Here is a 13,712-nt window from a genome sequence, read left to right as displayed (position 1 = left end):
ATGGATGAGTCGCTGGCCCGCTTTGTGGCCCTCTATCAGCAGCTAAGCAGAGACGAGCTGCACCGTTTGCCCGAGGTCTACGCAAACGAGGTGGTCTTTACCGATCCTGCTCACCGCATCGAGGGGTTGGCGGCGCTCAGCGACTATTTTGCCGTCCTCTATCAGCGCCTGGCCTACTGCCGTTTCGTCATCACCAGCCAGCTGCTGCAGGGGCGCCAGGCCTGGCTCGGCTGGACCATGACCTTCTCCCATCCCAGATTGCGCGGCGGTGCGACGGTGACGGTGGAGGGGGCCACCCGCCTCGAATTCGACGAGGCGGGCAAGGTGTGCCTGCATCGCGACTACTTCGATCTGGGCGCCATGCTCTACGAGCAGTTGCCGCTGATCGGCCCCCTGGTGCGCACCATCAAGGGGAGGCTGGGCGCATGAGCGGCGGCCGGGTGCTGATCACCGGAGCCACCTCCGGCATCGGCTTTCAGCTGGCGTTCGATTATCGGCGCGCCGGCTGGCAGGTGTGGGGTTGCGGGCGCGATGGCGAGCGGCTGCTGGCACTGGGTCGCCACGGCATCACGCCGCTGCAGTTTGACGGGCGCGATGCAAGCGCCGTGAGCGAGGCGGCCGCCGGCTTGGCTCGGGTCGACCTGGTGATCCTCAATGCCGGCAACTGCGAGTACATGGATGTCGCCGAGGGGTTTGACGGCGCCCTGTTTGCCCGGATCATCGAGACCAACCTCATTGCCACCGGCCACGCCCTGGCCGCCTTCTTGCCGCTGCTCGGGGCAGGCGGACGCCTTGCCATCGTCAGCTCGTCGGTGAGCTGGCTGCCGCTGCCCAGGGCCGAAGCCTATGGTGCCTCCAAGGCGGCCCTCGACTATCTGGCGGATACCCTGCGCCTCGATTTGGCCGGCAAAGGGATCGGCGTGACCCTGATCCGCCCCGGCTTTGTGCAGACCCCGCTCACCGCCAAAAATGATTTTCCCATGCCCTGTCTGGTGACGGTGGAAGAGGCCTCCCGCGCCATCATGGCGGGGCTCACTGCCGGTCGTCACCAGATCCACTTTCCCCGTCGTTTCATCTGGCTGCTGCGCCTGCTTGGCGCGCTGCCGACGGGGCTCTGGCTGCGTCTTGGCCGCACACTCGTTTCGAAAGGACGCCCTTCATGAAGAAAAGGATCGCCATCGTCGGCTCCGGTATTTCAGGTCTGACCGCCGGTTTTCTGCTCCACAAGCTGCACGACATCACCCTGTTCGAGGCGGCACCGACCCTGGGTGGCCACACCGCCACCGTCGACGTCCACCAGGCGGGGCGCAGCTATGCCATCGACACCGGTTTCATCGTCTTCAATGACCGCACCTACCCCAACTTCCTGCGGCTGCTCGAGCGGATCGGGGTGGCGCGGCAGCCGGCCGAGATGAGCTTCTCGGTGAAAAGCCCGCAGGGGCTGGAGTACAACGGCCACAACCTGGATACCCTGTTTGCCCAGCGCAGCAACCTGCTGAGCCCCCGTTTCTACGGCTTCGTCGCCGAGATCCTGCGCTTCAACCGCGAGGCGCGGGCCTGGCTGGCTGATGGTCAACATCAGGGCGAGGGCCCCGAGCTGACCCTGGGGGATTTTCTGCAGGTGGGGGAGTTCAGCGACTACTTCGCCCGCCACTACATTTTGCCGATGGGGGCCGCCATCTGGTCGTCGACCCTGGCCGATATGCGCGCCTTTCCGCTGAGCTTCTTCCTGCGCTTTTTTGCCAACCACGGCCTGCTCGAGGTGGCCAACCGGCCCCAGTGGTATGTGATCCCGGGCGGCTCACGGGAATATATCGGCCCGCTGACGGCCGGCTGGCAGGATCACATTCGTCTGGCCTGTCCGGTGCAGGGGATCCGGCGCCAGGCGGACGGGGTGCTGATCCAGAGCAGCTACGGCGAGGAGCGGTTTGACGAGGTGATCCTCGCCTGTCACAGCGATCAGGCGCTGGCATTGCTGGCGGATCCGGGCGAGCGGGAGCAGGCCATTCTCGGTGCCATGCCCTATCAGGCCAACGACGTCTGGCTGCACACCGATGCGCGCTGCTTGCCTACCCGTCGCAAGGCATGGGCCAGCTGGAACTATCAGCTCGATGGCAACGACGAGGCGCGGCCGCTGGTGAGCTACAACATGAACATATTGCAGGGAGTGAGCTCGCCGCAGCCCTTCTGCGTCAGCCTCAATCCCCTGGGCAAGGTAGACGAGAGCAAGGTGCTGCGCCGCTTCGTCTACCACCATCCGGTGTTCAATCAGGCCTCCATCGCCGCCCAGCAACGGCGGGCCGAGATCTGCGGCCAGCAGCGCACCCACTTCTGCGGTGCCTACTGGTACAACGGCTTTCACGAAGACGGGGTGCGTAGCGCGCTGGACGTGGCCAGACGGTTTGGGGCCGAGCTATGAAGGGTGCAGTCCTGAGCGGCCAGGAGGCGAGTGCCGAGGCCATGACCGGCACCCTCAGCGCCATCTGGCTGGGGTCGGTGCGCCACCGCCGCTTCGCACCGCGCACCCATGCCTTCTCCTACAACCTCTTCATGCTGGGGCTGGATCTCGACGAGTTGGCCACGCTCGATCGCGGGCGCTGGTTCGGGGTGGAGCGAGCAGGGCTGCTCTCGTTTCGTCGTGACGACTACCTGCGCGGCAGCGAGGGGCCGCTCAAGCAGGCGGTGTGGCAGAAGGTGAGCGAACTGGGTGGCGATGCCGAGCCCGAGGGGCGGGTGCTGCTGCTCGGCAACGTGCGCTGTCTGGGGTTCTACTTCAGCCCGGTCAATTTCTACTTCTGCTACCGGCAAGGAGAGGCGCGCTATCTGCTGGCGGAGGTGTCGAACACCCCTTGGAATGAGCGCCACTACTACCTGCTAGATCTGGCGGTGCTGGCCCCCCACGACAAGGATTTTCATGTCTCCCCCTTCATGGGGCTTGCGATGCGCTACCACTGGCGCATTCGTCCACCCGCGCAGGAGACACTGATCCACATCGAGAGTCATCCCGTATCCGGGGAGGCCAAGTTGTTTGACGCCACCCTGGCGCTGCGCCGGGCGCCGCTGTCGCGCAAGGGGCTGGCGGCCCTGCTGGCCCGCTGGCCCTGGATGACCATGAAGGTGCTGCTCGGGATCTACTGGCAGGCCCTGCGTCTTTATATCAAACGAACACCGATTTTTAGCCATCCGGAGAGCCGCTAATGGAACTTGTGCAATCAACCCTCTCTGCCTCTTTCATCGACAAGGGGGCCAGGCAACTGCTGCTCAATCTGCTGGGGCGCCTCGAAAACGGCCAACTGCTGCTGCGGGATGGCGCTGAGCGTCACAGCTTTGGCGTGGCTGGTACCGACCTGCACGCCGAGCTGGTGGTACAGGATCCGGCCTTCTACCGCCGCCTGCTGCTGGGGGGCAGCATCGCCGCCGGGGAAACCTGGGTGGAGGGGCTCTGGACCAGCCCGGATCCGGTGGCGCTGGTGCGGCTGCTGGCCCGCAATCTGGCGCTGCTCGACTCCCTTGAGCGGCGCCTTGGCTGGCTCAGCTTTCCGTTCAACAAGGTGCGCCACTGGCTCAATCGCAATACCCTGACCGGGTCGCGCTCCAACATCGCCGCCCACTACGATCTCGGCAATACCCTCTATCAGGGTTTTCTCGACAGCCATATGCAGTACTCGAGTGCCATCTATCCCCATTCCGAGGCCAGCCTGGAGGAGGGGCAACAGGCCAAGCTGCGCACCATCTGCGAGCGGCTGGCACTCGGCCCTGACGATCATCTGCTGGAGATCGGCACCGGTTGGGGCGGCCTCGCCGTCTATGCGGCCCGTCACTATGGCTGCCGAGTGACCACCACAACCATCTCCCGGGCCCAGCACGATTACGCCAAGGAGTGGATTGCGCGGGAGGGGCTGGGAGATCGCATCACCTTGCTGCTGGAGGACTATCGCAAGCTGGAGGGCAGTTACGACAAGCTGGTCTCCATCGAGATGATCGAAGCGGTGGGCCACGCCTTTCTGCCCGATTATTTCCGCCAGCTGTCGCGGCTGCTCAAACCCGGTGGTCGCCTGCTCATTCAGGCCATCACTATCGCGGATCAACGCCATGCCCAGTACCTGCGCGGGGTGGATTTCATCCAGCGCTACATCTTCCCCGGCGGTTGCCTGCCGAGCGTCTCCCAGATGGCGGGGCTGCTGGCGCGCGAGACCGATATGCAGCTGGTGCGGCTGCACGATCACGGCCACCACTACGCCCGTACGCTGGCTCACTGGTGCGAGCGCTTCCTGGCGCTGGTGCCCGAGCTGCCAGCCCTCGGCTACAGCCAGGACTTCATTCGGTTATGGCACTTCTATTTCGCCTACTGTGAAGGGGGCTTCTGGGAGCGCACCATCAGCCTGGTACAGCTGGAAGCGGCCAAACCGGGCCCACTCGGCTGGAGTGGGGATCTGCCTGTCGGCGGTCGCTGAGCATGTGGCAGTGGGCCCATCTGCTGGGGTTCAACCTCTACTGGTTGCTGGCGGTGAAGTGGCAGCAGCCGGGCCCGCTGCTGGCAATGCTGCTGCTGTACTTTCTCTTCTCACCCAGCCGCCAGCGTGACTGGCGGCTCATCCCGGTCGCTCTTGCCGGCAGCCTGCTCGATGCCTTGTTCTGGCAGCTCGGGCTGTTTGATTTCAACGCCGGTTTTCCGCTCTGGCTGGTGCTGCTCTGGTGCGGTTTTGCCCTGACCCTCTGCCACGGTCTGCGCTGGCTGCGGCCCTTGCCGCGCTGGCAGCAGGGGCTGTTCGGCATGGCTGGGGGGGCCTCCTCCTATGTGGCGGGAGCCGCCATGGGGGCAGTACACTTACCTTGGGGCATCGGGATCAGTGCAGCACTGCTGGCGGTGATCTGGATGTGGTGGTTACCCGTACTCCTGTGGGTAACGGTCAAGCTGGAGGGTGAAGCGAGATGAACACCTTTTCGACCGACACCTTGTTGTTTTCCAAATGGACCAAAGAGAGCCGGCACGAGCTGACCGAGCGTTTCTATCTGGTGGTGGCCTGTCAGCGCGACGCGCAGGGGCAGCTGCAGCAGGTGGTGATGCAGGATATCAACACGCTGCTGGAACAGGAGATGGACTGGCATGAACTCGAAGATCCCGCCCATTGGCACATGGGGTGGAATTAGCCTGCTGCTGGCAGGCTTGAGCCTACCGTTGACCCCTTTCGCCCAGACCGGGCAAGCCCTGGTCACTCCCTGGCAGCAGCTGCAGCCGGTTGGGCGCGGCGAGATGAGCTGGCTCTGGTTCAAGCTCTATGACGCCACCCTCTACAGCGAGAACGGCCGCTATCGGCCGGGTCACTATCCTCAGGCACTGAGCCTCACCTACGCCAGAGCCATCGAGCGGCAAGATCTCTTGAGCGCCACCGCCGCCGAGTGGCAGCGACTGGGGCTGGGCAGCGAGCAGCAGCGTCAGGGCTGGCTTGGTCAGCTCGCCGCGCTCTGGCCCGATGTCCAGGCGGGTGACCGGCTTACCTTCTATGTCGACAGGGGCGGCGCCGGCCATTTCTGGTGGCGGGACAAGCCGCTCGGCACCCTCGCCGATCCGCAATTTTCGGCGGCCTTTCTTGCCATCTGGCTGGCACAAGGGAGCCGCGATCCGGCGCTTACCCGCCGCTTGCGGGGAGAGCGCTGATGCAAAAGGGATTCATGAAATACACCCGCACCTGGCGCTACCTGCTGTTGTTGCCACTGCTGCTGGCTGGTTGCGGCAGCAGTCTGGAGGATTATCGCGGCCAGGGCCCCGAGTGGGATCTCGCTCGCTTCTTCAGTGGCAAGCTGACGGCGCACGGTCTGGTGACCGATCGCAGCGGTGAGGTGACCAGCCGTTTTCGGGTGGAGATGCGCGGGCACTGGCAGCGGGACAAGGGAGAGCTGTTCGAGCAGTTCTATTTTGACGATGGGCGCCAGCAGACCCGCACCTGGTTTTTGAGCAAGGGGGCGGATGGTCACTGGCGCGGCACGGCGGCGGACGTGGTGGGGGAGGCGGTAGGCAAGACGGCAGGCTTTGCCCTCAACTGGCGCTATCAGCTCGATCTGGCGCTGCCTGACGGCAGCGTGGTGCGGGTGAGTTTCGATGACTGGATGTATCTGCTGGATGAAAATCGCCTGCTCAACCGGGCTGCCATCAGCAAGTTCGGCATCCAGCTGGGGGAGGTGATCCTCTACATCGAGCGTCAGTCTGAATGAGCCACCTAGCCCGGCGACTGCTGGGATGATAGCCGCACGCTATCAATCAGTTAGATCTTAACTATTACCTTTTGAGTCTGATGAGTTCTAAGATGACCAGGTCGTCAAATCTGGAGGTGAAACATGAAGAGTCCGATTGGTCTTGATACCGTTCAATCACAAGCGCTGGCCGCCGAGCTGAACAAGTTGCTGGCCAGCTACCAGATCCTTTACATGAACGTTCGCGGCTTCCACTGGAACATCCGCGGCAACCAGTTCTTCGAGCTGCATCTGAAGTTCGAAGAGATTTACAACGACCTGCTGCTGAAGGTCGATGCTCTGGCCGAGCGCATCCTGACCCTGGATGGCGTGCCGCTGCACAGCTTCAGCGACTACCTGAAAGTTTCCGCCATTGCCGAGCAGAAGGGGCTGCACGACGGTCGTGCCTGCGTCGAATCCCTGCTGGAGAGTTTCCGCGAACTGCTGGTGGCCCAGCGCCGTATCCTGGGGCAAGCCGCCGATGCCGGTGATGAAGGGACTGCGTCCATTCTCTCCGACTATGTGCAGCAGCAGGAGAAACTGGTCTGGATGCTGCGCGCTTACCTGGCCTGATAGTTAACCAGGCCGGACGCTGCGAAGCATGCCTGCTTGATGAAGTGAAGGGCTGGATCTGCCTGACTAGACGCCAGCCCGACCCGTTCCATTATCGTGTTCTGTTGCAAACCTGAGTTGTCTCTCCTTTTATCCACCCGCTTGCCGCCCTGTTTGGGCGGCTTTTTTGTTTTTGATCTGCATCAATGAAAATTGAATTGGCAAATTGAATGCCTATTAAGTTCTGAGCCGTAGGAATAGAATCGCCACAAAACAAACAACTGAAATGTCCAATTAGGAGAGGCATGATGTTTTGTGTGCAATGTGAACAGACAATTCGTACCCCGGCAGGCAACGGCTGCGCCTATGCACAAGGTATGTGCGGCAAGACGGCTGAAACCTCGGATCTGCAGGATGTGCTGATCTATACCCTGCAGGGGCTCAGCGCTTGGGCGCTGGCCGCCCGTGAGCACGGCATCGTCGACAGCGAGATCGACGCCTTCGTGCCCAAGGCCTTCTTCGCCACCCTCACCAACGTCAACTTCGACTCCGCCCGCATCGTGGCCTATGTCAATCAGGCGCTGAGCTATCGTCAGCAACTGGCTGCCAAGCTGGCTCCGCTGGCGGTGCAGGCCGATGCACTGCCCGCTGCCGCCCGTTTCGAGCCGGGTGCCGATCTGCTGGCCCAACTGGCCCAGGCACCGCAGACCGCAGTCAACCGTGGCAAGAACGAAGTCAACGAAGACATCATGGGGCTGCGCCTGCTCTGTCTCTACGGCCTCAAGGGCGCCGCTGCCTACATGGAGCACGCCCGGGTGCTGGATCAGCAGGATGCCGGGGTAGCCGCCGAATTCCATCGCATCATGAGCTGGCTCGGCACGGATCCGAGCGATCTGGATCCGCTGTTCAAGTGCGCCATGGACATTGGCCTGCTCAACTTCAAGATCATGGAGATGCTGGATCTCGGTGAAACCACCGCCTTCGGCCACCCCGAGCCGACCCAGGTACGCGTCACTCCGGTACCGGGCAAGTGCATTCTGGTTTCCGGTCACGACATGGTGGATCTCAAGCTCATCCTGGAGCAGACCAAGGGCACCGGCATCAAGGTCTACACCCATGGCGAGATGCTGCCGGCGCTGGCCTACCCCTTCTTCAAGCAGTACCCGCACCTGGTGGGCAACTACGGCTCCGCCTGGCAGAACCAGCAGAAGGAGTTTGCCAACTTCCCGGGTGCCGTGGTGATGACTTCCAACTGCATCATCGACCCGAACGTGGGCAACTACTCGGATCGCATCTTCACTCGCTCCATCGTCGGCTGGCCGGGCGTGACCCACCTGGAAGGGGAAGATTTCTCCGCCGTGATCGCCAAGGCGCAAGCGCTGGAAGGCTTCAAGCACGTTGAGCTGGAGCACTTCATCACCATCGGCTTTGCCCGCAACGCCCTGATGCAGGCTGCCCCGGCGGTGATCGACAAGGTCAAGGCCGGCGAAATCAGCCACTTCTTCCTGGTCGGTGGCTGTGACGGTGACCGTGCCGAGCGCGCCTACTACACCGAGTTTGCCAAGGCGATCCCGCAGGACAGCCTGCTGCTGACCCTGGGTTGCGGCAAGTACAAGTTCAACAAGCTCGACTTCGGCGACATCGGCGGCATTCCCCGTCTGCTGGACGTGGGTCAGTGCAACGATGCCTACTCCGCCATCCAGCTGGCGCTGGCGCTCTCCGAGGCGTTCGAGTGCGGCGTCAACGATCTGCCGCTGACCCTGGTGCTCTCCTGGTTCGAGCAAAAGGCCATCGTCATCCTGCTCACCCTGCTGGCGCTGGGTGTGAAGGACATCCGTACCGGCCCGACCGCCCCGGCCTTCCTGACACCGGCTCTGCTCAAGGTGCTGGAGGAGCAGTTCGGTCTGAAAGGGACCACCACGGCCGAAGCCGATCTCGCCGAGATCCTGGCGGCCTGAGCGGCGCCACATCCGCCTTACACGCTCAGCATGTTGTAAGCCTTTGGCGAGCCTGATGGCTCGCCTTTTTTAACGACCCCTGTCCAACATTTTTCAACAAGAGGAGCCTTGCGATGACCTCCACCTCTCTCACCCTCAGGTGCATCGGCCGCCGGGCGGATACCCACGATGTAGCGAGCTGGCAGTTCGTGCCGCAGACGGGCAGCCTGCCTGCCGTGCTGGCGGGCCAGTGCGTGACGCTGTACACCGAGATTGACGGCCAGCCCCACTGCCGTGCCTATACCCTCTCCTCCAGCCCGCAGGATGCCTGCTGGCAGGTCACCATCAAGGATGTCGGACTGGTCTCCCATCATCTGCATCAAACCCTGCAAGTGGGGGACGAGATCCGGGTGGACGGTCCCTTCGGCGACTTCAACCTGACTGCCTTGCCCTGCGAGCGGCCGCTGCTCTTGAGTGCCGGCTCCGGCATCACCCCCATGTGGGCCATGCTGCGCGACGAGCTGGCAAAACGGCCGGATGCCGACATTCGCTTCATTCACAGCGCCCGCTCGCCGGAGGATGTGATCTTCGCAGACGACTTGGCTGCGCTGGCCGCTGCTCATTCCGGCGTTCGCCACGCTTTAGTGCTGGAGCAAGTACGGGAAGAGGCGCCGACGGCCTATCCCTGGGTTGGCCGGCTCACGCCGGACATGCTGAGGGAGCTGGCACCGGATTTGCTCGCCCGCCATGTCTATCTGTGCGGGCCAGCCCCTTATATGACCGCAGTCTGCACCATGCTGGCGGAGCTGGGGCTGCCGGCAGCGCAGTTGCACCAGGAGTCGTTCGGCCTGCCTGCTGGAGCATCGAGTGCGGCGCCAGTTGCGGCCGGCAGCGACCACTTCTGGCTGACCCTTAAAAAGAGCGGCAAGAAGGTGAAGATCCTGCCGGGTCAGACCCTGCTGGCGGCGCTGGAGGGGGCGGGGGAGACCATGATGGCGGCCTGCCGTGCCGGGGTGTGCGGGGCCTGTCGCTGTACCACGGAGGGCGAAATCGAGCGCCAGAGCGTAATGACCCTGAGCGCGCAGGATCTCGAGCGCGGGGTGGCACTGGCCTGTTCCTGCACCGCCAGCGGGAATGTCAGCATCGACTATTGAGGGCGTCATTGGCATCCCGCTCTTTTCCTGAGAAGGCTGGGCGGGTAGACTCTGCTCCCAGTTTCAGTCGAACACGGGATAAATAATGACAATTCTGGTCACAGGGGGCGCCGGCTATATCGGCTCCCATACCCTGGTTGAACTCTTGAATGCTGGGCAGCAGGTCGTGGTGCTGGACAACCTCTCCAACTCCTCCCCCGAGTCGCTCAAACGGGTCGAGCGGATCACCGGCAAGCCGGTCATCTTCGTCGAAGGGGATGTGCTGGACCGGCTCTGCCTGCAACAGCTGTTTGCCGCCCACCAGATCGAGTCGGTGATCCATTTCGCCGGGCTCAAGGCCGTCGGCGAGTCGAGCCAGATCCCGCTCACCTACTACCAGAACAACATCACCGGCACCCTGGTGTTATGCGAAGAGATGGCTAGGGCCGGCGTGTTCCGGCTGGTCTTCAGCTCCTCGGCCACCGTCTACGGCGATCCGGCCTCGGTACCGCTGCGGGAAGATTTCCCCACCAGCGCCACCAACCCTTATGGCCGCTCCAAGCTGATGGTCGAAGAGATCCTGCGCGATCTCGCCAAGTCCGATCCCCGCTGGGCCATCGTGCTGCTGCGCTACTTCAACCCGGTCGGTGCCCACGAGAGCGGTCTCATCGGGGAAGATCCCAACGGCATTCCCAACAACCTGCTGCCCTATATCAGTCAGGTCGGCGTGGGCAAGCTCAAGGAGCTGGGGGTGTTTGGCAACGACTACCCAACGCCGGATGGTACCGGGGTGCGCGATTACATCCACGTGGTGGATCTCGCCATTGGTCACCTCAAAGCGCTGTCACGCATCGCGTCGGATACCGGGGTCTTTACCTACAACCTGGGGACCGGTCAGGGCTATTCGGTGCTGGAGATGATCAAGGCATTTGAAGCGGCCAGCGGTCGCACCATTCCCTACCAGATCAAGCCCCGTCGCCCCGGCGACATCGCCGAGTGCTGGGCCGAACCGCACAAGGCCCGTGCCGAGCTGGGCTGGCAGGCCGAACGCGGTCTGGAGCGGATGATGGTGGATACCTGGCGCTGGCAAAGCCAGAACCCGAACGGTTATGGTCCTGCTGCGAAGCCGTGATCAAGGGTCATGCGCTGCTCTTCGCTTTGCTGACCGCTTCTTGCGACGGCCCATCAGGCCTGATGGTTTGCAGCATGAATAGCAAAACGCCCCGGCATGCCGGGGCGTTTTTTTATGTGCCGGAGCGGGATTACTGAATGCTCTTGCCGGCGCGCACATCCTTGATGAAGCCTTTCAGGCTGGCCAGATCACGGGGGGCGCCGCGCAGGATCTGATCGCCGATGATGAAGGCCGGTGTGCCCGAGATACTCATGGCTTCGGCCAGTGCCCGGTTGGTGCCGAGATTCTGATCGATGCTGCCATCCTTGATCTTGGCTTCAACCTTGCTCCAGTTGACGCCGGCTGCTTCCGCCAGCTGCTTCACCTGTGCCTCGTCGGCCAGCGGGCCCTGATGGGCGTACAGCTTCTCGTGGAAGGCCTGGTACTTGTCGGGCTGACCCAGCTGTACCGCCAAGGCGGCGCGGGCGGCGAAGTAGGAGGTTTCGCTCAGGATCGGGAACTGCTTGTAGATGTAGCGAATGTCCTTGTCTTCCGCCAGCAGCTGCTTGATCAGCGGGTGGGCGCGTTTGCAGTAGCCGCAGTTGTAGTCGAAGAACTCGACCACGGTCAGGCTGCCCTTGGAATTGCCGCTCTCCGGATCCTGGTTGCTATAGAGCTGCTTGGCGTGTGCCTTGATCAAGGTCTTGTCGCTCTCGGCCTGCTGGCTCTCCTGCTTGGCGCGCAGGGCGTTGGACATCTCGACCAGGATTTCCGGGTTCTTGACCAGATAGTCGCGCACTATCTGTTCCACGTCGCTCTTGGTCAGTTCGCTCGCCTGAACCGGCGCCGCAAGCAGGGTGGCACCCGTCAGGGCGCAAAGCAGGGCATGTTTGATTTTCATAAGTCCATCTTGCTGGGGATTTCGTGATGCTGACTATAGTGGGTGAGTCTGTTTTCAAGTCAAGTTATCTGGTTGAAAAAGCGCTGGTTATGCTCAAATTGGCGGCTTTGTGCATCATTTAGCCCAATAAATCGGCAAACGAGCGGCGAGGGGATTTACAAGGGCGATCACCATGGGTAATATTCGCCGCACTGTCGCGGAGGGGTGGCAGAGCGGCTGAATGCACCGGTCTTGAAAACCGGCGATGGGCGACCATCCGTGGGTTCAAATCCCACCTCCTCCGCCATTTATTCAGCTAAAAAGGCCATCCGAAAGGGTGGCCTTTTTGCTATTCAAATCCTCGCGTTCATTCTGCCTGTGGTCGGGTAAGCCATCTTTATCCACGTATATTCCGACACTTGGCTAAGGCTTGCTGTTTTCCCGCCAGTTTTGCTCAGTGTTCATTGTCAGACCATCACCGGACAACCAAGTGCATTGATCATCTCCTTCGGCCCTGATCTTCGTGCAGGTCGGTGGCTATCTAGTCTTACTGGCTCCTCAGCCACGACCTGGACACCTTCTGTTGCGTGATGCAGGAAGGAGCTGAGGGTTGTTGACCGCCCGTGAGGGGAAGAGCCATGGCAAATGTTGCAATTCTTAGCATCCGTAGGGGTCACGACTGGTCGCTGGCGGAACGCTTGAGGTTTTCTGTAGCATTTCATTACAAAAATTACGATTCGATAGCATAAAGTGTGGGAGAGTTCTGATTTTCCTATGTGCCGGAGTGTGTCATCTGTTGACGCTTGTTAACATTCAGCATGTTTCCATGTTTGGCTAGCCTACCTTGTGCACAATCCTCATACCCCAGAGATGAATACCCTGCACGCGCTGGATCTCATCGGCCAGTTCGAGACGGCCGCTGACGATCGCACCATAGTGACCCTGCTGCGCGAGCTGAGCGGTCGCATGGGATTCGACTATTTTCGCCTGGCCCTGATCTTTCCCAGTACCATCCAGCGCCCGGATGTCATCATTTTCAACGGCTGTCCGCAGGCCTGGGTGGATACCTATACCAGCAGCGGCTTCTTTGCCATCGATCCCATCGTCAAATGCGCCATGACCAGGAGCACTCCTATTCTATGGGCCGATGTGGTGAACGATCAGGAGCGTTGTGATGAGCAGGGCCGGGAGGTGATGCAGCTGGCCAGCGAGTACGGCATTTGCGACGGCATCACCCTGCCCTGGCACGGTGCCAACGGCCATGTCGGCCTGCTCTCTTTTATTACCAGTACGCCTCGTAGCCGCCAGCAATGGCTCTCTGCAGTGCCCTTTATCAGCTGGCTCTCCATGCATATTTTCGAGGCGGTGGCCCGGGTCTGTCTGGCGGGTCTGTCACCGCACGATGCGTTGAGTTTACGGGAGCTGGAAGTGTGTCGCTGGGCGGCGGAGGGCAAGCAGGTGAGCGATATTGCCCAGATCCTGGGGATCACTCCCCGTACCGTGACGTTTCATCTGAACAATGTGGTCAGCAAGCTGGGTGCCAGCAGCAAGAGCCAGGCCATTTCATGGGCATTGAAGCAGGGGATGGTCAGGTTGAATGTGGAGATGGCGTTGGTTGCCAATGTGGATGAAAAGCAGTGATTATGTTTGTCGCAAGCAACTTGTTGCGTAAGTGGCGAGATGTTCCACTGCGAGTGCAAGAACTAATGGTGCAATAGTCTGCTGGTTGCAACTTTTTGCGCCATGTATCCGGCAGGACGACTTGCCAGTTTATTAAGTCTTTGAAAAATAACTATAAAAAAGAGTGGCATGGTCGCTGCTAACTGGTTCGGTCGAGTGTCATTACCGTTCAACCAATCAGGAGCATA

At 61.6% G+C, this 13,712-nt stretch carries 15 protein-coding genes and 1 tRNA gene; 15 read left to right on the top strand and 1 reads right to left on the bottom strand.

Annotated elements, in window-relative coordinates; translation table 11 throughout:
- From PG900_RS08760 to galE, 13 genes are all read left to right on the top strand, one after another.
- Positions 1-429: a nuclear transport factor 2 family protein gene (locus tag PG900_RS08760; RefSeq protein ID WP_103827283.1), complete on the top strand. Its 429-nt coding sequence runs from the start codon at positions 1-3 to the stop codon at positions 427-429.
- Positions 426-1,163, top strand: coding sequence for an SDR family NAD(P)-dependent oxidoreductase (locus tag PG900_RS08755; protein ID WP_270831281.1), 738 nt, complete (start codon positions 426-428; stop codon positions 1,161-1,163). The genes PG900_RS08760 and PG900_RS08755 overlap by 4 nt, the downstream gene beginning before the upstream one ends.
- A complete protein-coding gene (locus PG900_RS08750) occupies positions 1,160-2,419 on the top strand; it encodes an NAD(P)/FAD-dependent oxidoreductase (RefSeq protein WP_270831280.1) in 1,260 nt (419 codons plus the stop codon). Before PG900_RS08755 ends, PG900_RS08750 begins: the two co-directional genes overlap by 4 nt.
- Positions 2,416-3,198, top strand: a complete 783-nt coding sequence (locus tag PG900_RS08745; protein WP_270831279.1) for a DUF1365 domain-containing protein — start codon at positions 2,416-2,418, stop codon at positions 3,196-3,198. Before PG900_RS08750 ends, PG900_RS08745 begins: the two co-directional genes overlap by 4 nt.
- Positions 3,198-4,454, top strand: coding sequence for an SAM-dependent methyltransferase (locus PG900_RS08740; RefSeq protein ID WP_270831278.1), 1,257 nt, complete (start codon positions 3,198-3,200; stop codon positions 4,452-4,454). The genes PG900_RS08745 and PG900_RS08740 overlap by 1 nt, the downstream gene beginning before the upstream one ends.
- 2 nt (positions 4,455-4,456) lie before the next feature.
- Positions 4,457-4,936 (top strand): DUF2878 domain-containing protein, encoded by a 480-nt coding sequence (locus PG900_RS08735; RefSeq protein WP_270831277.1) that lies wholly within the window; start codon positions 4,457-4,459, stop codon positions 4,934-4,936.
- Entirely contained in the window at positions 4,933-5,151 is a 219-nt protein-coding gene (locus PG900_RS08730; RefSeq protein ID WP_011705034.1) for a TIGR02450 family Trp-rich protein, read from the top strand. Before PG900_RS08735 ends, PG900_RS08730 begins: the two co-directional genes overlap by 4 nt.
- Positions 5,108-5,659, top strand: coding sequence for a chalcone isomerase family protein (locus PG900_RS08725; protein ID WP_270831276.1), 552 nt, complete (start codon positions 5,108-5,110; stop codon positions 5,657-5,659). Before PG900_RS08730 ends, PG900_RS08725 begins: the two co-directional genes overlap by 44 nt.
- Entirely contained in the window at positions 5,659-6,213 is a 555-nt protein-coding gene (locus PG900_RS08720; protein WP_270831275.1) for a DUF3833 domain-containing protein, read from the top strand. Before PG900_RS08725 ends, PG900_RS08720 begins: the two co-directional genes overlap by 1 nt.
- 123 nt (positions 6,214-6,336) lie before the next feature.
- Positions 6,337-6,804 (top strand): Dps family protein, encoded by a 468-nt coding sequence (locus PG900_RS08715; RefSeq protein WP_270831274.1) that lies wholly within the window; start codon positions 6,337-6,339, stop codon positions 6,802-6,804.
- Positions 6,805-7,091: 287 nt separating this feature from the next.
- Positions 7,092-8,741, top strand: coding sequence for a hydroxylamine reductase (gene hcp / locus PG900_RS08710; protein WP_043168651.1), 1,650 nt, complete (start codon positions 7,092-7,094; stop codon positions 8,739-8,741).
- Positions 8,742-8,854: 113 nt separating this feature from the next.
- The gene (locus PG900_RS08705; protein WP_270831273.1) at positions 8,855-9,874 is read left to right on the top strand and encodes a hybrid-cluster NAD(P)-dependent oxidoreductase; all 1,020 of its coding nucleotides are present in this window, start codon (positions 8,855-8,857) and stop codon (positions 9,872-9,874) included.
- A gap of 85 nt (positions 9,875-9,959) precedes the next feature.
- On the top strand, positions 9,960-10,985 hold the full coding sequence (gene galE / locus PG900_RS08700; protein ID WP_270831272.1) for a UDP-glucose 4-epimerase GalE: 1,026 nt from the start codon (positions 9,960-9,962) through the stop codon (positions 10,983-10,985).
- A gap of 130 nt (positions 10,986-11,115) precedes the next feature.
- Here galE and PG900_RS08695 read toward each other — a convergent pair whose 3' ends face one another.
- Complete coding sequence (locus PG900_RS08695; RefSeq protein ID WP_270831271.1) at positions 11,116-11,865, bottom strand: DsbA family protein; 750 nt, start codon at positions 11,863-11,865, stop codon at positions 11,116-11,118.
- Positions 11,866-12,063: 198 nt separating this feature from the next.
- On the opposite strand from PG900_RS08695, the gene PG900_RS08690 reads away from it, so the two are divergent.
- Together PG900_RS08690 and PG900_RS08685 are read left to right on the top strand one after the other, a co-directional pair.
- A tRNA-Ser gene (locus PG900_RS08690) sits at positions 12,064-12,151 on the top strand.
- 563 nt (positions 12,152-12,714) lie between these two features.
- Positions 12,715-13,485, top strand: coding sequence for a LuxR family transcriptional regulator (locus PG900_RS08685; RefSeq protein ID WP_270831270.1), 771 nt, complete (start codon positions 12,715-12,717; stop codon positions 13,483-13,485).
- Positions 13,486-13,712: the final 227 nt, after the last annotated feature.

The organism is Aeromonas sp. QDB03 (assembly GCF_027707985.1).
Lineage (GTDB): Bacteria > Pseudomonadota > Gammaproteobacteria > Enterobacterales > Aeromonadaceae > Aeromonas > Aeromonas hydrophila.
Note: the sequence above shows the minus strand (reverse complement) of the source record. Positions and strands in the feature narration are given on the sequence as shown.

What these genes read in the sequence shown, in the direction of transcription:
- PG900_RS08735 (WP_270831277.1), top strand. Translation starts at nt 4,457, where the DNA reads ATGTGGCAGTGGGCCCATCTGCTGGGGTTCAACCTCTACTGGTTGCTG.
- PG900_RS08750 (WP_270831280.1), top strand. Translation starts at nt 1,160, where the DNA reads ATGAAGAAAAGGATCGCCATCGTCGGCTCCGGTATTTCAGGTCTGACC.
- PG900_RS08725 (WP_270831276.1), top strand. Translation starts at nt 5,108, where the DNA reads ATGAACTCGAAGATCCCGCCCATTGGCACATGGGGTGGAATTAGCCTG.
- hcp (WP_043168651.1), top strand. Translation starts at nt 7,092, where the DNA reads ATGTTTTGTGTGCAATGTGAACAGACAATTCGTACCCCGGCAGGCAAC.
- galE (WP_270831272.1), top strand. Translation starts at nt 9,960, where the DNA reads ATGACAATTCTGGTCACAGGGGGCGCCGGCTATATCGGCTCCCATACC.
- PG900_RS08720 (WP_270831275.1), top strand. Translation starts at nt 5,659, where the DNA reads ATGCAAAAGGGATTCATGAAATACACCCGCACCTGGCGCTACCTGCTG.
- PG900_RS08740 (WP_270831278.1), top strand. Translation starts at nt 3,198, where the DNA reads ATGGAACTTGTGCAATCAACCCTCTCTGCCTCTTTCATCGACAAGGGG.
- PG900_RS08705 (WP_270831273.1), top strand. Translation starts at nt 8,855, where the DNA reads ATGACCTCCACCTCTCTCACCCTCAGGTGCATCGGCCGCCGGGCGGAT.
- PG900_RS08695 (WP_270831271.1), bottom strand. Translation starts at nt 11,865, where the DNA reads ATGAAAATCAAACATGCCCTGCTTTGCGCCCTGACGGGTGCCACCCTG.
- PG900_RS08745 (WP_270831279.1), top strand. Translation starts at nt 2,416, where the DNA reads ATGAAGGGTGCAGTCCTGAGCGGCCAGGAGGCGAGTGCCGAGGCCATG.
- PG900_RS08715 (WP_270831274.1), top strand. Translation starts at nt 6,337, where the DNA reads ATGAAGAGTCCGATTGGTCTTGATACCGTTCAATCACAAGCGCTGGCC.
- PG900_RS08760 (WP_103827283.1), top strand. Translation starts at nt 1, where the DNA reads ATGGATGAGTCGCTGGCCCGCTTTGTGGCCCTCTATCAGCAGCTAAGC.
- PG900_RS08755 (WP_270831281.1), top strand. Translation starts at nt 426, where the DNA reads ATGAGCGGCGGCCGGGTGCTGATCACCGGAGCCACCTCCGGCATCGGC.
- PG900_RS08685 (WP_270831270.1), top strand. Translation starts at nt 12,715, where the DNA reads ATGAATACCCTGCACGCGCTGGATCTCATCGGCCAGTTCGAGACGGCC.
- PG900_RS08730 (WP_011705034.1), top strand. Translation starts at nt 4,933, where the DNA reads ATGAACACCTTTTCGACCGACACCTTGTTGTTTTCCAAATGGACCAAA.